A 19,634-nucleotide genomic window follows, 5' to 3' on the forward strand; every position below is an offset into this window, starting at 1 on the left:
AAGACCTAAGAGCGATGATCCCGCTCTTAGGTTTTTTTTTCTCGAAAAAAACTGTTCTGACTTCGCTCTCAAACCCCAGTTCATACGGCTACTTAAGATTAATCCTACATAAAATGGTAACCGCTCTGGATACCTTGGCACCGCTCGATCGGCTGGCTCCCGCGTACTTTGGAACCGGCCGGACTTTTCCGTGAAGGAATGCCAACCCAGAGGTCCATTCAATGTCAATTGTATTCAATTTCAAACCATCGCCTTTAAGTCTGGCGTTGAAAGCCAACGCTGTCACGTTGTTGATGCTTGTAGCCCATGCCGCCGATGCCCGTGTCATCACCAAGCCTGACGATTTCGTCGTGCCTGGGCCAACCCCGGACGCGTTTGAGTTAAAGCCAGGCTCCGGCTTTACGGTCAAGGGGGCCGTCACCAAGAACATTTCCAGTCAGTCCGCAACCTTGACACTCGACCCGGGCAGTTCTACCCAGGACATTACTGCCTATACGTCCACTGTTCGTATCGACGGTTCTGATGTCATTGCGCGTAGCACCGCCAATGCCGCCGTGCAGGCCAGCGACAGCAATGTATTTATCACCAACAGCAACATCCTCAACAAAAACGGCAGCGGGCTGGTCGCCGGCCGGCAAGACGGGTCCAAAGAGGGCTCCAAGATCAAAGTGGTCAACTCCACCATCACCGGCACGCAGCGCGGCGCCAGTGCCAGCGCCTACAGCGTACTTGACCTGGTCGATACCAAGGTTCAGGCCACCGGTGCGACCGGTGTGGGGATTGCCCTGTTCAGCGGTCAGGCCTATGCCACCAACAGCCAGATTGTCGGCGGGCAAAACGGCGTGCAAATGGGCATCGACGGCTCCTCCGGTGTACTGGGCAACAGGCTGGTGCTGGACGGTTCGAGTGTTGAAGGCAAAAGCGGCGCAGCCATTTTCACCCGGCAGGGCAGCAACGCCGACATCCAGGTCCGCAATGGCTCCAACCTGATCGGCGGCAATGGCAATCTCCTGGAAGTCACCGGTGGCTCCACTGCCAACCTGAACGTGGACAGCAGCTCGCTGTTCGGCGACGTGGTGGTCGAAGACGGCAGCCAGGCAAAAGTGCAGCTCAATAACGGCGCCTTTCTGACCGGCCAGTTGAAGAACGTCGCCGAATTGAGCGTGAACGAAGCGTCCAAGTGGGTGTTGGTCGGCAACAGCAATGTCGACGCCTTGAAAATGGGCGGTGGCGCCGTGGAATTCGGCGCGCCTAACGCGTTTTACCAACTGGATGTGAAGAGCCTGGACGGTAACGGCACCTTCATCATGCACACTGACTTTTCCACCAACCAGACTGATTTCCTCAACGTGCAGGGCAAGGCCGAAGGCAACCACAGCCTGCTGTTGGCGGCCACAGGTTCCGAGCTGGCCAAAGGCGAGCCGATCAAGGTAGTGCACACCGAAGGCGGTGATGCGCAGTTCGCCCTGGCGGGCGGCACCGTTGATATTGGCGCCTACGATTACGGCTTGAAGAAAGAAGGTACTGACTGGCTGCTCGACCCGTCCCGTCGCGGCACCAGTACCACCGCCCACTCGGTGCTGGCCTTGTTCAACAGTGCGCCGACCGTGCTGTATGGCGAAATGAGCATCCTGCGTACGCGCATGGGTGAATTGCGCTTCAGCGAAGGCGCGGGCAACGGTATGTGGATGCGCAGCTACGGCAACAAGTTCGATGTGGCGGCCAACGACAACGGCGCGGGCTACACACAAAACCAGAAGGGCTTTACCATCGGTGCCGATGCGCCGTTGTCCGGTGGGGACGGCCAGTGGATTGCCGGTGTGATGGCCGGTCACAGCGTGTCCGACCTGAGTCTGAACCGTGGCAGCAGCGGTGAGGTCAAGAGCTACTACGTGGGCGGCTATGCCACTTGGATGGACGCTGAAAGTGGTCTGTACTTCGACGGTGTGGCCAAGCTCAACCGGTTGCACACCGATAACAATGTGACCATGAGCGATGGCAAGAAAGCCAAAGGCAACTACGAGCAAAACGCCGTGGGCGCCTCGGCTGAATTCGGTCGCCATATCAAGCTGGACGACGGCTTTTTCGTCGAGCCTTACGGGCAATTGTCGGCCACCATCACCCAGGCGCAAAGCTACGACCTGACCAATGGGTTGCACGCCAAGGGTGATCGTTCCAGCTCGGTGGTCGGCAAGCTCGGTGTGACCGCGGGCAAGAACATCCAACTGGACAGCGGCGGTATCCTGCAACCTTACTTGCGTACTGCGGTGGCCCACGAGTTTGACCAGAGCAACAAAGTGTTCATCAACGACCAGAGCTTCAACAACGACCTGTCCGGCTCGCGCATCGAGCTGGCGGCCGGTGTGGCCATGGCCGTATCGGAGAACGTCAAGTTGCATGCCGACATCGAAACCAGCCAGGGCAAGAAAATCGACCAGCCTTGGGGCGTCAACTTTGGCGTGCGGTACGACTTCTGACGTTGTCGTTCAATTGAACAAGGGGGAAGCAATGGCTTCCCCTTTTTTTTCGTTCAAATCAATACACTCAGCCAGGCCGAAACCAGCAGAAGCAGGGCCATGCAGCGGTTGAAGCGTTGCATGGCTCTTGGCGAACGCAGGAACTGGCTTGAGCCCGCACCCAGCACGGCCCAGGTTGCCAGGCAGGGCACAGAAATCAGGAAAAAAACCATCGACAGGGCGATTACCTGGCTCTGGCGTTCTGCACCGTTACCGGCAAATACACTGACCACTGCCAGCGCCATCATCCAGGTCTTGGGGTTGATCAATTGCAGGCTGGCGGCACCGCTGAAACCCAGTCGCTTTTGCGCTGACTGTACCTCCACGGCCTCCACCGGCGCGCTGAAAATCTGCCAGGCGAGATAGCTCAGCCAGGCCACGCCGGCCCACTGCATCGCACTTTGTACCTTGGGCAAATGCACCAGTGACTGGCCCACACCGCAGCCCACCAACAGCACAATGCCTGCTGCCCCCAGGCAGGCGCCGAGGATGATCGGCAGTGCGGCCCTGAAGCCATACCGTGCACTGTTGCTCAGCACCAGGATATTGGTAGGACCGGGGGTAATGGAGGCGACAAAGGCAAACAGGATAAACGGCAACATGGCGGGCGACTCCCAACAATCGATCGGTGGAGTCGATCTTCACAGGCCTGAACGCTACCTGTCTGGAAGATTTGAGCAGCGCTTGCGGTACGCGGCGGGCGTGAGGCCGTAGGCGCGCACAAACCAGCGGCCCAGATGGCTCTGGTCGGCAAAGCCCAGAGCAATCGCCACATCCGCCGGTTGCTCGCCCTTGGCCAGCAAATGCCGGGCGCGCGCCAGGCGCAGCTGCACCAGGTAGGCGTGAGGCGGCAGGCCGAACGCGCTCTTGAAGGCGCGACTGAGGCGGAAGCGGTCGACACCGCAGGCCAGGGCCAGTTCGTCCATGCCAACGTCGGCGTGCAAATGGGCATGCAGGTATTCCCGGGCCTTGTACGCCACTTGCGGCAAGCGCGGGTCTTCGTGGTAGCGGGTGCGCCAGTAGAGTTGGCCGGTGAGGCGCTCCAGCAAGTGGTCCATGGCACGTTGCCGCATGATGCGCAGCTCTGCGCTGTGCAAGGTTTGAAAGGCTTGGCTGGTGGCCAGGGCCAGGCGCGGATCGCTGGTCAAGGTGCTGGCGAAACTCAACTGGCTGTCCAGCGGCGCCTCTTCGAACACCGCGCTCACTTCACGCGCCAACCAGTGCGGGTCGAGGTAGAGCATGTGATAGGTGAAGCCGTCCGGGGTGGGCGCGTCGCCGTCATGCAACTCGCCGGGTTCCACCAGGAATACCTGGCCGGGCACGCTGTTGTGGCGCATGCGCCGGCAGTTGAATTGCTGCACGCCCTGCTCGGTGACGCCGATCAGGTAGCTGTCGTGCCAGTGCGGGTCGTAGGCGTGGCCCTCGAAATGCGCACGCAGGGTCTCGATGCCGGTGTCGGCGTCCTGGGACAGGTCGATCCAGTTGTGCGCGGCCATAAAACACCGGGAATGAATGAGTGCTGCCATTAGCGCCCGAAGGCGGCCTGACGTCTAGAAGGTTTGTGCAGCTCAGCCAAACAGGCCCGCGGCGATATTGATCGAGAACCCCAGAATCGCGGTATTGAACAGAAAGCCGATCAACGACTGCCCCAGCACGACCTTGCGCAGGCCACGGGTGGCGACGCCCACATCCGAGGTCTGCACTGCCACGCCGATGGTGAAGGAGAAGTACAGGAAATCCCAGTAATTGGGCGTGAGCAAGCCTTCGGCAAAGCGCAGGGCCGGTTCCTTGCCGTTCCAAGTGTAATAGAGCCTGGCGTAGTGCACGCTGAAGATCACCCCGATCAGCAGCCACGAACCGATCACGGTCAACCCGGTGAAGCCGTAATGCAACAGACGCTCGGTGGTTGCCAGGTCCTTGCTGCCGGCCAGTTCGAAGGTGATGGTTGCCAGGCTGGCGATGGCGGCGATGCACACCATGAACAGCACCAGGCCGGCATTTTCGTCTTCGATTTCGGCGATGCGCTTGACGTCCTCGGCCTTGGCGCGAACGGTCAGCCACAGCATCAGCACCAGGTAGGTCCAGACGCCGGCGTTCCAGCCGATCAGGATTTTGCTGGCCAACGTCTCGGCCGGCACCAGGATGCCCACGGCAAGGCCCAGCACGGCGGCGGATGAGAGGCGAGGGTGGGTGCGGGCGAGGAAGGGCATGATTGCTCACAGCTGGCGATGGTTGAGCAGACTGTAACTGATCCTGTTGGAGGGGGCTTGCCCTGATGCCTGTAGGAGCGAGCTTGCTCGCGAAAAACGTCAACGATAACGCGTGCTTCCTGAATGAACGCGGCGCGTGTGAGTTTTTCGCGAGCAAGAGCTAGGCGCCCGCCTAGCTCCTACAAATAGCCTTGACTGACTGGCCCCCTCCCACATGTTTTTACCGCGCTTGGCTGGACTAAGCGTCTTTGTCGCGCTTGCGCACCAACTTCATCACCACCACAAAAAACACCGGCACAAACACCACCGCCAGCGTTGCCGTGATCATCCCGCCAATCACCCCGGTACCGATGGCCTGCTGGCTCGCCGAGCTGGCACCGGTGGCAATCGCCAGCGGCACCACGCCGAGGATGAACGCCAGCGACGTCATGATGATCGGGCGCAGGCGCAGGCGCGCGGCCTTCAAGGTGGCGTCGATCAAGTCCTCACCCTGTTCATACAGGTCTTTGGCGAACTCGATGATCAGGATCGCGTTCTTCGCCGACAGACCGATGATGGTGATCAAGCCGACCTTGAAGAACACATCGTTGGGCATGCCGCGCAAGCTCACCGCCAGCACCGCCCCGAGCACGCCCAGCGGCACCACCAGCAATACCGAGGTCGGGATCGACCAGCTCTCGTACAAGGCCGCCAGGCACAGGAACACGATCAGCAGCGACAGGCCCAGCAGAATCGGAGCCTGGGAGCCGGACAGGCGCTCCTGCAAGGATAATCCGGTCCATTCCTGGCCTAAACCTGCAGGCAGTTGACTGACCAGACGCTGGATTTCGTCCATCGCTTCGCCGGTGCTGTGCCCTGGCGCCGCTTCGCCGCTGATGGCGATGGCGGGATAGCCGTTGTAGCGCGTCAGTTGCGTAGGGCCCTGGGTCCATCTGGCTTCGACAAACGCCGACAGCGGTACCATTTTCCCGGCGTTGTTGCGCACGTTGATCTTCATCAAGTCCGCCACCTGGCTGCGCTGGTCGCCTTCGGCCTGCACCACCACGCGCTGCATGCGACCCTGGTTGGGGAAGTCGTTGATGTAGGCCGAACCGATGGCCGACGACAATACATTGCCGACATCGGCAAACGCCACGCCCAGCGCATTGGCCTGCTTGCGGTCCACTTCCAGCTGTACCTGCGGGGCTTCGGCCAGAGCGCTTTCGCGCACGTTGGCCAGGATCGGGCTTTTCGCGGCCGCTTCCAGCAACTCGGTTCGCGCGGCCATCAACCCCGCGTGGCCGACGCCGCCACGGTCCTGCAAGCGGAACTCGAAACCGCTGGAGGTGCCGAGGCCGTCTACCGGAGGGGGCAGCACCGCATAGGCAATCGCATCCTTGAGCTCGCTGAAGGCCATGTTGGCGCGGTCGGCAATCGAGGAGGCCGAATCATCGCTGCCGCGCTCGGACCAGTCCTTGAGCGTGGTAAACGCCAGCGCCGCGTTCTGCCCGGAGCCGGAGAAGCTGAAGCCCATGATCATGGTGGTATCGCCCACCCCCGGTTCCGTGGCGTTGTGCGCCTCGATCCGCTCGGCCACCTGCACCGTGCGGTTCTTGCTCGCGCCCGGCGGCAGTTGAATATCGGTGATGGTGTAGCCCTGGTCTTCCACCGGCAGGAACGAGGAGGGCAGACGACTGAACAACAGCCCCAGGCCCACCAGCAGCACCAGATAGATCAGCAGGTAGCGGCCGCTGCGCTTGAGGGCATAGGCCACCCAGCCTTCGTAGCGGTCGGTGAGCTGTTCGAAGCGACGATTGAACCAGCCGAAGAAGCCGCCCTTGGCATGGTGCTCGCCCTGGGCAATCGGCTTGAGCAAGGTGGCGCACAGCGCCGGGGTCAAGGTCAGGGCCAGAAACGCCGAGAACAGGATCGAGGTGGCCATCGACAGTGAGAACTGCTGGTAGATCACCCCCACCGAGCCTGGCATGAACGCCATCGGCAGGAAGACCGCCACCAGTACCAGGGTGATACCGACGATGGCGCCGGTGATCTGGCCCATCGCCTTTTTCGTAGCGTCCTTGGGCGACAGGCCCTCAGTCGCCATGATCCGCTCGACGTTCTCCACCACCACAATCGCATCGTCCACCAGGATACCGATCGCCAGCACCATGCCGAACATGGTCAGCACGTTGATCGAAAACCCCAGCAACAGCATGGTGGCAAAGGTGCCCATCAGTGCAATCGGCACCACCAGCGTAGGGATCAGGGTGTAGCGCACGTTCTGCAGGAACAGGAACATCACCGCGAACACCAGCGCCATCGCCTCGAGCAAGGTGTAGACCACCTTGGTAATCGAGACTTTGACGAACGGCGAGGTGTCATAGGGGATCTTGTATTCAACATTGGCCGGGAAATAGCGCGACAGCTCGTCCATCTTCGCCCGCACCAGGGTCGCGGTGTTCAGCGCGTTGGCGCCGGGCGACAGCTGCACGCTGACGGCGGTGGACGGCTTGCCGTTCAGGCGCGTGGAGAATTGGTATTCCTGGCTGCCGACTTCCACCCGCGCCACATCGCCGATGCGCACGGTGGAGCCGTCAGGGTTGGCCTTGAGCACGATGTCGGCGAACTCTGCCGGCGTCGACAATTGGCCCTTGACCAGAATCGCCGCGGTGATTTCCTGGGTGTTGGTGCCCGGCAGATCACCGATGCTGCCCGCCGAGACCTGGGCGTTCTGCGCGCTGATCGCCGCGTTGACGTCCGCCGGCGTGAGGTTGAAGCCGATCAGCTTCTGCGGGTCGATCCAGATGCGCATGGCGCGCTCGGCGCCATACAGCTGGGCCTTGCCCACCCCGTCCAGGCGCTTTAGTTCGTTCATCACGTTGCGCGCCAGGTAATCGCTGAGCGCCACGTCATCGAGCTTGCCGTCGTTGGACGTCAGTGTCACCAGCAGCAGGAAGCCGGCGGACACCTTCTCCACCTGCAAGCCTTGTTGCGTCACCGCCTGGGGCAGGCGCGGCTCCACCGCCTTGAGACGGTTCTGCACATCCACCTGGGCCATTTCCGGGTTGGTGCCCGGTTGGAACGTGGCGGTAATGGTCGCCGAACCCAGGCTGCTCTGGGACTCGAAATACAGCAGGTGATCGGCGCCGTTGAGCTCCTGCTCGATCAGGCTGACCACGCTTTCATCCAGGGTCTGGGCCGAAGCGCCAGGGTACACCGCGTAGATTTCCACCTTGGGCGGCGCGACGTTGGGGTATTGGGCCACCGGCAATTGCGGGATCGCCAGGAAGCCGGCCAGCAAAATGAACAAGGCCACCACCCAGGCAAAAATCGGGCGGTCGATAAAGAACTGCGGCATGGCGGGTTATTCCTTCACGAGCGGGCTGTCGTCCACTTCAACTTTTTCACCGGGGCGTGCATGTTGCAGGCCTTCGACGACAATGCGGTCACCGGGCTTGAGGCCGCTGCTGACGATCCAGCGATCCTCGATCACCGCGCCCAACTCCACCGGCTGCTGGCGCACGGTTTGCTCGCCGTCCAGCAACAGCACCATGGGGATGCCGGCGCTGTCGCGGGTGATGGCGCGTTGCGGCACGCTCAGGCCTTGCTTGTCGACCGCCTGTTCCAGACGCACCCGCACAAAGCTGCCGGGCAGCAGGTCGAGGTCCGGGTTGGGGAACTCGCTGCGCAGGATGATCTGCCCGGTGCCCGGGTCGACGCTGATTTCGGCGAACAGCAGCTTGCCCGGCAACGGGTACAGGCTGCCGTCGTCCTGGATCAGGGTGGCCTTGGCCTGGTCCTGGCCGACCTGCTTCAAGCTGCCGGCACGAAAGGCCCGGCGCAGGTCATTGAGCTCGCGGGTCGACTGGGTCAGGTCGGCGTGGATCGGGTCCAACTGCTGGATGACCGCCAGCGGCGTGGCTTCGTTCTGGCCGACCAGCGCGCCTTCGGTCACCAGGGCACGGCCGATGCGCCCGGAAATCGGCGCGGTCACGGTGGCGTAGCCCAGGTTCAATTTGGCGCGCTCCACGGCGGCCTTGTTGGCGGCGACTTCGGCGTTGGTCTGGCGCAGGGCGGCGCGGGCGTTGTCGTATTCCTGGCCGCTGATGGCATTGCCTTCGACCAACTGGCTGTAGCGCTGCTCCTGCAGGCGCGCCTGGAAGGCGTTGGCCTCGGCTTTGCTCAGGTTGGCCTGGGCGCTGTCGAGGTCGGCCTTGAACGGCGCCGGGTCGATGCGAAACAGCACCTCGCCCTGTTTCACGTCATGGCCTTCATTGAACACGCGTTGCATCACCACCCCGGCAACCCGGGCGCGCACTTCGGCAATGCGCGGCGCGGCAATGCGCCCGCTCAATTCGCTGGTGATGGACAGCGGCTTGGCTTGCAGCGTCTCGATTCGCACTTTGGCCAGGGGCATTTCCGGCGCCTCGGCTGTGGACTTGTCACACGCGCTCAGCGCCAATGTGAGGGCCAACAGGCAAAACGGCGCAAACAGATTCTTCGACATGCTCTTATCCCAATATTGACTGGCGCATCCTAAAGTCACCTGCGCCGTGGTGCTGTGAAGCTGTGTAGGTCGTGTGTGAAGAAATGTAAGGGTCGGGGCGCGGGGCGCTGAGGGCGTATATCCTTGCACAACCTTGCTTACAATGAAGATCAAATGTGGGAGGGGGCTTGCCCTCGATGACAGGGTGCCAGTCGACTTTTGACCAGCTGACACACCGCTATCGGGGGCAAGCCCCCTCCCACATTGGATGTGTGTACGACACCTCACTGTATTTTCTGGAAACACCTTCATGCCCAACATCCTCCTGGTGGAAGACGACGCCGCACTCTCCGAGCTGATTGCCAGCTATCTGGAGCGCAATGGCTACCACGTCAGCGTGCTCAGCCGTGGTGACCTGGTCCGTGAACGGGCGCGGCTGAACCCGCCGGACCTGGTGATCCTCGACCTGATGCTGCCCGGCCTCGACGGCCTGCAGGTCTGCCGTCTGCTGCGCGCGGACTCCGCGGGCCTGCCGATCCTGATGCTCACGGCCCGTGACGACAGCCACGATCAGGTGCTGGGCCTGGAAATGGGCGCCGACGATTATGTGACCAAACCCTGTGAACCCCGCGTGCTGCTCGCCCGTGTGCGCACCTTGCTGCGCCGCAGCAGTTTGTCGGAACCGCAGGTGGCCAGCGACCGCATCATCATGGGCAATCTGTGCATCGACCTGTCCGAGCGCAGCGTCACCTGGCGCGAGCAGGCGGTGGAGTTGTCCAGCGGCGAGTACAACCTGCTGGTGGTGCTGGCGCGGCATGCCGGGGAAGTGCTCAGCCGCGACCAGATCCTGCAGCGTCTGCGCGGTATCGAGTTCAACGGCACCGACCGCTCGGTGGACGTGGCCATCTCCAAGCTGCGCCGCAAGTTCGACGACCACGCCGGTGAAGCGCGCAAGATCAAGACGGTGTGGGGCAAGGGCTACCTGTTCAGCCGTTCCGAGTGGGAATGCTGAGCCATGTTTCGTGTCCTGTTGCGCCTCTACCTGATCACCATCGTCACCTACAGTGCGGCGATTTTCCTGATCCCCAAGCTGGTGATCCAGCTGTTCGAACACCGCTACATGGACTACAACGTCGAACAGTCCCGTGGCCTGCAAACGCTTATCGTCAAGCAATACCTGCGCGCGCCGGTGGAACGCTGGTCGCAGGTCACCGAGCAACTGAGCCGCGACTTCGCGCCGTTGAAGGTGCAATTGCTGCTGCGCCAGGACGCGCGCTACACGCCGGCCGAGGAGCGCTTGCTCGAGCAGGGCAAACCGGTGATCCGCCTGGGTGAGTGGGGCTGGATGGAGGAAGTCAGCTCGCCGATCAACGAGCAGTTCGCGGTCAAACTGATCATCCCGCCGGACCCGCTTGACATGAACCTGCTGTACTGGTCGATGAACGTGCTGGTCGGCGCCGCGCTGCTGGCCTGTCTGCTGGTGTGGTTGCGGCCCCATTGGCGCGACCTGGAGCGTCTGAAAAGCACCGCCGCGCAGTTGGGCAAGGGCAACCTGGGCGAACGCACGCAGATTCCGCCCAGTTCCAGCATCGGCAGCCTGGCGGCGGTGTTCGACGCCATGGCCAATGACATTGAGCATCTGTTGAACCAGCAGCGCGACCTGCTTAACGCGGTGTCCCACGAGCTGCGCACACCGCTGACTCGCCTGGATTTCGGCCTGGCCCTGGCGCTATCGGAAGATTTGCCTGCGGCCAGCCGGGAACGCTTGCAGGGCCTGGTGGCGCATATTCGCGAGCTGGATGAGCTGGTGCTGGAATTGCTGTCCTACAGCCGCCTGCAAAACCCGGCGCAGTTGCCCGAGCGCGTGGAGGTGGTGCTGGATGAATTTATCGACAGCGTATTGGGCAGTGTCGACGATGAACTGGAAAACCCCGACATCGTCATCGATGTGGCGCTCGACTGCGCCGTGGAACGCTTCAGCCTCGACCCGCGCCTGACCGCCCGCGCCCTGCAGAACCTGTTGCGTAACGCCACGCGGTATTGCGACAAGCGCATCCAGGTCGGCGTCAAGGTGTGCCCCAAGGGCTGTGAAATTCGCGTGGATGATGACGGTATCGGCATCCCGCCGGACCAGCGCGAACGCATCTTCGAGCCGTTCTATCGCCTGGACCGTAGCCGCGACCGCGCCACCGGTGGTTTCGGCCTGGGCCTGGCCATCAGCCGACGCGCCCTGGAAGCCCAGGGCGGCACCTTGACCGCCGAGGCTTCACCGCTGGGTGGGGCGCGGTTTCGCGTGTGGTTGCCCACCGTCGATTGATCAAGGCAGTTTGACGCGCGGCCATCGCTTGGGTCGTCCTTATCTGGCTTAAAAGGCATAAAGTCAGATCATATTGGTATAAGTCGTTATAAGAAAAATCGCTATCCTGCCGCCAGAAATTTATAAGGCCGCAGGTAGTTGTAATGGATGTGGGTAATGTGGGTTTCGTGGTTGCCGGCCTGATTGTAGGTTTTATCGTGGGCATGACGGGCGTCGGTGGGGGCTCGTTGATGACGCCGATCCTGTTGTGGTTCGGCATCAATCCGGCCACTGCCGTGGGCACTGACCTATTGTATGCCGCCATCACCAAGTCCGGTGGGGTGCTGGTGCACAGCAGGAACAGGAACATCGACTGGACCATTACCGGCTGGCTCACCCTGGGCAGCGTGCCGGCGGTGTTGCTGACCCTGTGGTTTCTCGCCAGCCTGCACACCGACCCCAGCGCGATGAATGCGGTGATCAAGCAGGCGCTGGGCGTGGTGCTGCTGTTGACGGCACTGGCGATCCTGTTCAAGCAACGCTTGCTCGCGTTCGCCCAGCGCCATGCCGGTGACGACTACCACATGCGCCCGCGCAATCTGAATGCGCTGACGGTGGTGACGGGCGCGGTGCTCGGCACGATGGTGGCGCTGACGTCCATCGGCGCCGGCGCGCTGGGGACCGTGGCGCTGTTTATTCTGTATCCGTTTCTCGCCACGCGCCGTCTGGTGGGCACCGAGATCGCCCATGCGGTGCCGCTGACGCTGGTGGCGGGGTTGGGTCATGCGAGCATGGGCAATATGGATTGGCATCTGTTGGGGTTTCTGCTGATGGGTTCGCTGCCGGGGATTTATCTGGGCAGTCACATGACCGGCAGGATTCCGGATGCAGTGCTGCGTCCGTGCCTGGCGGTGATGTTGATGGCGGTGGGTTACAAACTGGCGTTCTAGGATGGACGGCGGTCCCGATGTGGGGCTTTGTCGGCCTCTCATCCGACGGGTATCCATCTGACACACCTCGGTCCAAATGTGGGAGGGGGCTTGCCCCCGATGGCGGCCTCTGGGCCGACCAGGGTGTTGGGTCGGACCGAGTACATATCCGTTTCTGCGGTTACGGCTGCTAATGAACGCGGTGCCTGTGAGTTTTTCGCGAGCAAGCTCGCTCCTACGGGCCTTAGGCCTTGGCCGGGCCGTTGCCGATCTGCCAGACAAACGGTGGCTCGGTGCCATTGATTACCCAGTCGCCGACGATCCGTGCTTTGTAGATCAGCGGGTTGTGCGATGAGACTGTTCGCGCATTGCGCCAGTGACGGTCCAGGGCCTTGCCTTGACGCACATCCGAGGCGCCCAGGGCGTTGAACAGTTGGCTTGTGGCCCGCTGGATCAATTCCGACACCACCACCTGGGCCGTTGCCGACTCGATCTCGGCGGCCACGTTGGCTTCGCGTTCGGCCACCTCATCGCCACCGAAGCGTGCCAGATAGGCCCGTTGCGCCGGCAGTGCGGCCTGCAATGCGCTGGCACGGGCTGCATACACGAGCGCGGCGACTTCGCCTACCACTTGTTGCACCTGCGCGTCCTGGCTGACATGCGGGGCATTGCCGTGGCTGTAGATGCGTGTGCGCGTGCGTACCTGCTGGGCGACGTCATTGAGCGCCGCACGGCCGATGCCGGCCAGGGTGGCGAGCAGCACCAGTTGATAAAACGCGGTCTGGTATTTGAAACGGGTGGCAAAGTCGATCACGTTTTGCCCCTCGACCACGGCATCGGTAAAGCGCGTGGTGCCGCTGCCGGTGGTGCGTTGGCCAAAGCCGTCCCAGTCATCGCTTTGCACCACCCCGGGCTGGCGCGTGCGGGTGGCGGCGATGACGTCGCCGCCGGTGTCGCTGCGTTGGGCGTATACATCGATCCAGTCGGAGAAAATGCTGCCGGTGCTGTAGAACTTTTCACCGTTGAGTTTCCAGTTGTCACCGTCGGGGCTGACCTGGGTGATCACATCACCGATGGCCACGTTGCCGATTTCAGTCCAGGCGCAGCCGACGATGTCGCCGTCGACAAAGCGCTTGAACCACAGGTCGCGACCCGCACTCGGCGGCGCGTTCAGGCGGTCCTCGGCAAACGCAAAGTGCCCGCGCAGGGTCTGGGGCACGTTGGAATCGGCGGCGGCGAGTTCGATCAGCAGTTCGAACAGCTGCGGCAGCGACGCGCCGCCGCCGCCATATTCCACCGGCACCCGCACCGCGCCAAAACCGGCTTCCTTCAACCAGCGGATCGGCTCATGGGGCAGGGTGCGGCTGTGTTCGCGTTCCACCGCGCCGTCGGCGATGCGCTGGAAGATGGGACGGAAACGTTCGGCCAGGGCGGGGTAGTCGACGCCGGTGGACAGCGGGTTGATGACGTGTTGCTCGGTCATGGGTGCGGCTCCTGGGCTGTGATCAAGTCCCTGGGGGTTTGCACAGTCCGTGCCGGGCGCAGCGGCCCGTGTTTACGGCGAGGGACCGCCAGTCGTTGTTGCTCCAGCAACAGTGTTTGCACAAAACGCATCCATCCAAGACAGTCGCGCAGCCTCGCGTCACCCCAGGTTTTGCGCCACAACCCCCAAGGCCAGGGCATCTATCCATGGCTGGCACGCTTGCTGCTCAAGCCCTCCTACATTCCTTTGTGCGAGGTACCCCCCGATGAGTCAAGATGCCGTGAAATTTGCCTATTGGGTGCCCAACGTCAGCGGTGGGCTGGTGGTCAGCAAGATCGAACAGCGCACCCACTGGGGCATCGACTACAACCGTAAACTGGCGCAATTGGCCGAAGCCGCCGGCTTCGAATATGGCCTGACCCAGATTCGCTTCACCGCCGGCTACGGCGCCGAGAACCAACACGAGTCAGTGGCGTTCAGCCACGCGCTGCTCGCGGCGACCACCACCCTCAAGGTGATTGCGGCGATCCTGCCGGGTCCCTGGCAACCGGCGCTGGCGGCCAAGCAGTTGGCGACCATCGACCAGCTCACCAACGGTCGCATCGCGGTGAATATCGTCAGTGGCTGGTTCAAGGGCGAGTTCCAGGCCATCGGCGAACCGTGGCTGGAGCACGATGAGCGCTATCGTCGCTCCGAAGAATTCATTCGCGCCTTGAAAGGTGTGTGGACACAGGACGATTTCACCTTCAAGGGTGACTTTTACCGTTTCAACAATTACACCCTCAGGCCCAAGCCACTGGGCCAGCCCGAAGTGTTCCAGGGCGGCAGTTCAAGGGCCGCGCGCGACATGGCGGCGCGAGTGTCGGACTGGTACTTCACCAACGGCAACACCCCCGAAGGCATCAAGGCCCAGGTCGACGATATCCGTGCCAAGGCCGCCGCCAATAATCATTCGGTAAAGATCGGCGTCAACGCCTTCGTGATCGCTCGCGACACTGAAGAAGAAGCGCGGGCCGTGCTGGCGGACATTATCGACAAAGCCGACCCGGAAGCGGTCAACGCCTTTGGTGATGCCGCCAGGCAAGCGGGCAAAGCGTCACCGGAAGGCGAGGGCAATTGGGCCAAGTCCAGCTTTGAAGATCTGGTGCAGTACAACGACGGCTTCAAGACCAACCTGATCGGCACACCACAGCAGATCGCCGAGCGCATCGTCGCGCTCAAGGCCGTGGGCGTGGACCTGGTGCTGGCTGGTTTCCTGCATTTCCAGGAAGAAGTGGAGTACTTCGGCAAGCGCGTGTTGCCGCTGGTGCGTGAGCTGGAAGCCGAGGCCTCCGTCAAGCAGGTGGCCTGAGCCGGTTGATCGTTCCCACGCTCTGCGTGGGAATGCATCCTGTGACGCTCTGCGTCACGACTTCAAGAGCGTCCAGGGCGGCATTCCCACGCGGAGCGTAGGAACGATCGGGTCAGGCGGTTGGTTGCAGGGTCAACACCTCAAAGCCATCCGCCGTCACCGCGACCGTATGTTCCCACTGCGCCGACAGGCTGTTGTCCCTGGTCACCACCGTCCAGCCATCCTTGAGGCTGCGTACTTTGGCGCTGCCCTGGTTGAGCATCGGCTCGATGGTGAACACCATGCCTTCGCGCAGTTCCAGCCCGGTGCCGGGGTTGCCAAAGTGCAGGATTTGCGGTTCTTCGTGCATGTCCCGGCCGATGCCATGGCCGCAGTATTCACGCACCACGCTGTAGCCGTTGGCCTGCGCATGGCATTGGATCGCATGGCCGATGTCACCCAGGCGCGCGCCGGGCTTGACCTGGCGGATGCCGGCCCACATCGCTTCGAAGGTCATTTCTACCAGGCGTCGCGCCTTGGGCGTCACCGTGCCGATCATGTACATCTTGCTGGAGTCGGCGATAAAGCCGCCTTTTTCCAGGGTAATGTCGATGTTGATGATGTCGCCATCCTTAAGGATTTGCTTCGCGCTCGGCATGCCGTGACACACCACTTCATTGATCGATGTATTGATGCTGAAGGGGTAGTCATATTGCCCGAGGCTGGCCGGGCGGGCCTGCAACACCTGGCGGATGAAGGTTTCGACGGCGTTGTCCAGTTCCAGGGTGGAGCGGCCGGCGGCGACAAAGCCATCGAGCATGCTGAACACCTGGGCCAGCAGGCGCCCGGACTCGCGCATCAGCGCAAGCTGTTGCGGCGTCTTGATCATTGGCTGCGCCCCCTGATCAGGTCGGGTTTGTCCAGCAACAATTTGTTGATCAGGTCGTTGTAGGGCAACTGAGGGTTGAGCTCGGCAAGCAGGCCGATCTTGATCCAGAACTCGGCCTGGGCGTTGATGGAACGGTCCATCGCAGCGCTGGCCAGGCGCAGTTGTTCGTGCAGTTGGTCGGTGATCTTGACGATGCCCATAAGCTTCACTGTGGGGGATTTATATACGAAGCGTATATGTTTCGTATGTTTTTCGAAAGTCCCGCTCGACGGCTGGTGGGCGGGTTGATTGTTTGCCATATGTTGCCGAAAAAACGGCCACGCCAGTCGCGTCCGACGCGAGACCCTCGGTTAAACGTTTAATCGGCGCGGTTCGACGATGATGTGAGCTGGCGTATGTACGGCGTATAAGCAAGCGCTGAGCTTATGAAGAAAGGTTACAACCGCAATGGATTTTGCCGAGTAGGCTCATTAGTTGAAGGCGTCTTCCAAGGCCGGCAAGACGTGGCAGGCAAGTGCCTGCCGGACCCCTATAAAAACTGTTGGCAGTCTCAAACAAGGAGAGGTTAGCCATGCTTTCGGAACTAGAGCTTCGCAGCATTATTGAAGGAAGTTTCCTGCCCAAGCGGTGTGAATGCACCAAAGCCGAAGATGCGTCACTGACGATCAAGGTGTACGACGATCGCGACCGTGATCGCGTGGAGTTGGAGGTCAAAGGCATCAACGCTGACAGACTCGATAGCAGTCGCGCCATTTGCAACCTGATCACCGAGCTTCGTGAGGACCTCAAGCAGAGCCATGCGCCGGTCCTGCGGCGAGCAGGAGGGCGGGGTTTTTAGTGTTGTGCTGGTCCAGCGTTAACCTGTGGGCCTGGAATGACCAGGCCCCCGGATTACACGTTCGTCACCAGCGCATCCGCACCCCTGCGGTGCCGCCCATACCCCGCTGGGCGTTGCCATCAAGATTGGCGGTATAGTCCGCTGTCAGGTAGACGCTCACCGCTGAGCACAATTGGGCGACAACTCCCAGACCGACATCAGCGGTGGACGACTTGTGATCGCTCTTGATGCGGTCCACATCATCGTAAGTCACCGTGTCGCGACCGCCGAACGCATGCCAGACGTTGGCGCGCACGTACGGCTCGACGGGCGTATTGCCCATCAGGTAGCGGCCCTTGACGCGGGCGCCAAGGCGGCTGGTCCAGTACTCCTGGGAATCGAACGATACCTTGGAGATACCATCGTTCTGGTTGTCCACGTCGATGGTCTGGCGTATCACCTGGACTTGCGGTTCCACCACCCAATGTTTGGAGACGCTGATCGGATAACCCGCTTCGGCGGACAGCGCCAGGGCATGGCCCTTGGTGTTCATCCGCACGCCACGCTCGGATTTGTTTTCACCGTCCAGGCGTGTGCCCATGGCGACCAGGTCGATGTACCAGCCTTTGGGGTCGGTGAGGGTCCCGTAGGCGCCGACGTTATCTCCATCGAGTTTGACCCGTCCAGAGCGCCGGTCCTGAAAGCCTTCGGCAAAGCCCTTCGCGTCGCCGCGCAAGCGACTCTGCCCGATGAACAGGCCGAAGCGCTGCAATTGCCCGCCGCTGGTTTGCGCAGCGTAGAGGTCATGCCCCACCTGATAGCCCTTGATGTTGCCGTCAAAGCTCGGCGATACGGTGCCCGACCAACTCTTGTTCAAGTCACCGCCATAAGCCCGCGCCCAGCCGGCCGCAACCGCGCCCGTTTCAGTGAGCAGGCTTTGCTCGCCCTGGCGCTCATGAAAGGTGCCCAGGGCCATCCGGGTCATGACTTGCGCGGCCGGGACCACCACCGAGTACACCGGCACCTCCAGGCGATACAGCGGGATGGGCTCTGCACCGACCACGGCCGTTGGCAGCGCCGGGCTGCCGGCGGCAGATTGCGGTGAAGCGGCTGCCGCGACCTGGCTCGGCGGTGGCGCCGCAGGCTCGATCGGCGCGACCGGTTGCGCGGTCGGCGGCTCCACCGCTGGTTCATCGGGGTCGACGACGGGAGGTGTCGGTGTAACCGGTGCAACAGGCACCACCACCGGCGGGGTGGGCGGTACCGGAGGCACGACGGGTGGCTGCACGGCCACCACCGACGAGCGCAGGTACCAGTTGTTTTCCGTGCCGGCGGTCACGCCGCCTTTGAACAGCCGATATTCATAGGCGCCGGCAGACACCGAGCCCTTCAACGCAAAGGCATCTGCGCTGCTGGTCGTACCGTTGAGGGCCTGGACCACCTCGATGCCACTGTTCTGAGTCAGCCCGCCTGCACCGCCCAGATTGGTGACGCCCAGTTGCGTGTGACCGCCGATAATTCCGTCGGACACCACCAGCTTGTCGGTCGCGGAGTTGTCATCACCGAGGACGCTTTGCAGCCACAGCTGGCCGTTATTGCCCACATAGTTGCCATGCACCGTCAATGAACTGTTCGCGCTGTTGTCGGTGGTCATGTCGATAGTGCCGGCATTGTTCAGCGTCGCCAGCTGGCCCGCCGTGTAGGGGCGGATTGCGCCCTGGCTCACTGCCAGGGTACTGCTGCCATCGATGTTGAACGTACCGGTGTTGCTCGCACTGTCACCGAGGAAAAAGTCCCTGGCCAGATCAAAGCGCGAGGCGTTGTTGAGATTGACCGTTTCCCAGCCGACATAGCGGGTGGGCGTACTGGAAGTGCTGTTATCGAACGTCAATTGATCATTGCCCAGGCCGCCGTCAATCGACGGCGTGGCGGCCAACCGGCTTTCAGTGAGACCGCTGAGCAGGGCGTTATCGTCACCATCGCCCATCAAGACTGAAGACTGGACCTCACCGCCATTGCTCCAGGTGAATGTGTCGTTGCCGAAACTGGCGCGGATTTCACCTTTGATCACGCCGCCGCTCACCCGGATGATGTCATCGCCGCCACTGGTGCTGATATTGCCGCCTACGCTGGCTGTTCCCGAGATGTCGACCCTGTCCTTTTCGAACCCGGTGACCAGGTTGCCGAGGATCTCGCCGCCGGTCATCTCGTAGACGTTATCGTCCAGTTTCATGTCGACCCGGCCAATCGTGCCGCCGGTTTGCCGCGCCACGTCACCGTCGACGAATTCCCGTTCGATGACGCCGTCGATCATCAGGAAGGTATCAAGGCCATCACCCTGGGCCAGGGAAGCAATCCGCCCGCCGTTCATGACGAAGTCATCGATGCCGGCGCCTTGTTGCACAGCACCCAGGATACTGCCGGCATCGATCAGGATGCGATCGGCGCCCGCGCCGAACGTGACAGGGCCGTTGATGATTCCCGTACCACCGGCAGGCAGCGTCAGACGGTTGTTGCCTTGAAGATCGGAGAGCCCGCCGTTACTGGCGCCGCTGTCGCAAACGTATGCGTCGTCACCGGGTCCGGGGCTGAAAGCGCACGCGGCGTGCGCGGGCTGGGGAGTGAAGTACTGCAGTGAAAGTATGCCGACAGCTATAACGGCTCGGGTTGGGAAACCAGATGCCTTGGTCATGACGCGT

The 19,634-nt window shown here is 62.0% G+C and carries 15 protein-coding genes; 6 read left to right on the forward strand and 9 right to left on the reverse strand.

Translation table 11 applies throughout. The features are described 5' to 3' along the window. Positions 1-221: 221 nt before the first annotated feature. The gene (locus BOP93_RS11550) at positions 222-2,477 is read left to right on the forward strand and encodes an autotransporter outer membrane beta-barrel domain-containing protein (protein ID WP_104502705.1); all 2,256 of its coding nucleotides are present in this window, start codon (positions 222-224) and stop codon (positions 2,475-2,477) included. Between the two features lie 53 nt (positions 2,478-2,530). Here BOP93_RS11550 and BOP93_RS11555 read toward each other — a convergent pair whose 3' ends face one another. The 5 genes from BOP93_RS11555 to BOP93_RS11575 form a co-directional block, all read right to left on the reverse strand. Beyond that, a complete protein-coding gene (locus tag BOP93_RS11555) occupies positions 2,531-3,118 on the reverse strand; it encodes a LysE family translocator (protein WP_104502706.1) in 588 nt (195 codons plus the stop codon). Between the two features lie 54 nt (positions 3,119-3,172). Further along, positions 3,173-4,012, reverse strand: a complete 840-nt coding sequence (locus tag BOP93_RS11560; RefSeq protein ID WP_104502707.1) for an AraC family transcriptional regulator — start codon at positions 4,010-4,012, stop codon at positions 3,173-3,175. A 72-nt stretch (positions 4,013-4,084) separates the two neighbouring features. Next, the gene (locus BOP93_RS11565) at positions 4,085-4,726 is read right to left on the reverse strand and encodes a DUF1345 domain-containing protein (RefSeq protein ID WP_104502708.1); all 642 of its coding nucleotides are present in this window, start codon (positions 4,724-4,726) and stop codon (positions 4,085-4,087) included. A gap of 238 nt (positions 4,727-4,964) precedes the next feature. Then, positions 4,965-8,063, reverse strand: a complete 3,099-nt coding sequence (locus BOP93_RS11570; protein ID WP_104502709.1) for an efflux RND transporter permease subunit — start codon at positions 8,061-8,063, stop codon at positions 4,965-4,967. A gap of 6 nt (positions 8,064-8,069) precedes the next feature. Further along, positions 8,070-9,212, reverse strand: coding sequence for an efflux RND transporter periplasmic adaptor subunit (locus tag BOP93_RS11575; protein ID WP_104502710.1), 1,143 nt, complete (start codon positions 9,210-9,212; stop codon positions 8,070-8,072). 289 nt (positions 9,213-9,501) lie between these two features. On the opposite strand from BOP93_RS11575, the gene BOP93_RS11580 reads away from it, so the two are divergent. The 3 genes from BOP93_RS11580 to BOP93_RS11590 all read left to right on the forward strand — a co-directional run bounded on the left by BOP93_RS11580 (position 9,502) and on the right by BOP93_RS11590 (position 12,437). Then, positions 9,502-10,203 carry a response regulator transcription factor gene (locus tag BOP93_RS11580; protein WP_065893164.1) on the forward strand — a complete coding sequence of 234 codons (702 nt, stop codon included), beginning with the start codon at positions 9,502-9,504 and terminating at the stop codon, positions 10,201-10,203. A 3-nt stretch (positions 10,204-10,206) separates the two neighbouring features. After that, on the forward strand, positions 10,207-11,508 hold the full coding sequence (locus BOP93_RS11585) for an ATP-binding protein (RefSeq protein ID WP_104502711.1): 1,302 nt from the start codon (positions 10,207-10,209) through the stop codon (positions 11,506-11,508). Positions 11,509-11,651: 143 nt separating this feature from the next. After that, positions 11,652-12,437 (forward strand): sulfite exporter TauE/SafE family protein, encoded by a 786-nt coding sequence (locus tag BOP93_RS11590; RefSeq protein WP_104502712.1) that lies wholly within the window; start codon positions 11,652-11,654, stop codon positions 12,435-12,437. Positions 12,438-12,660: 223 nt separating this feature from the next. Here BOP93_RS11590 and BOP93_RS11595 read toward each other — a convergent pair whose 3' ends face one another. Then, the gene (locus BOP93_RS11595; RefSeq protein WP_104502713.1) at positions 12,661-13,899 is read right to left on the reverse strand and encodes an acyl-CoA dehydrogenase family protein; all 1,239 of its coding nucleotides are present in this window, start codon (positions 13,897-13,899) and stop codon (positions 12,661-12,663) included. A 265-nt stretch (positions 13,900-14,164) separates the two neighbouring features. On the opposite strand from BOP93_RS11595, the gene sfnG reads away from it, so the two are divergent. Further along, positions 14,165-15,250 carry a dimethylsulfone monooxygenase SfnG gene (gene sfnG / locus BOP93_RS11600; RefSeq protein ID WP_104502714.1) on the forward strand — a complete coding sequence of 362 codons (1,086 nt, stop codon included), beginning with the start codon at positions 14,165-14,167 and terminating at the stop codon, positions 15,248-15,250. Positions 15,251-15,362: 112 nt separating this feature from the next. Here the strand turns inward: sfnG and map are convergent, their stop codons facing one another. Together map and BOP93_RS11610 are read right to left on the reverse strand one after the other, a co-directional pair. Beyond that, positions 15,363-16,118 carry a type I methionyl aminopeptidase gene (gene map / locus BOP93_RS11605; RefSeq protein ID WP_104502715.1) on the reverse strand — a complete coding sequence of 252 codons (756 nt, stop codon included), beginning with the start codon at positions 16,116-16,118 and terminating at the stop codon, positions 15,363-15,365. Beyond that, positions 16,115-16,318, reverse strand: coding sequence for a ParD-like family protein (locus tag BOP93_RS11610; RefSeq protein ID WP_065887356.1), 204 nt, complete (start codon positions 16,316-16,318; stop codon positions 16,115-16,117). Before BOP93_RS11610 ends, map begins: the two co-directional genes overlap by 4 nt. 371 nt (positions 16,319-16,689) lie before the next feature. On the opposite strand from BOP93_RS11610, the gene BOP93_RS11615 reads away from it, so the two are divergent. Beyond that, positions 16,690-16,956, forward strand: a complete 267-nt coding sequence (locus BOP93_RS11615) for a DUF1652 domain-containing protein (protein ID WP_104502716.1) — start codon at positions 16,690-16,692, stop codon at positions 16,954-16,956. 64 nt (positions 16,957-17,020) lie between these two features. Here the strand turns inward: BOP93_RS11615 and BOP93_RS11620 are convergent, their stop codons facing one another. Further along, complete coding sequence (locus tag BOP93_RS11620) at positions 17,021-19,627, reverse strand: autotransporter outer membrane beta-barrel domain-containing protein (RefSeq protein WP_104502717.1); 2,607 nt, start codon at positions 19,625-19,627, stop codon at positions 17,021-17,023. Positions 19,628-19,634: the final 7 nt, after the last annotated feature.

Source organism: Pseudomonas orientalis (genome assembly GCF_002934065.1).
GTDB lineage: Bacteria > Pseudomonadota > Gammaproteobacteria > Pseudomonadales > Pseudomonadaceae > Aquipseudomonas > Aquipseudomonas orientalis_A.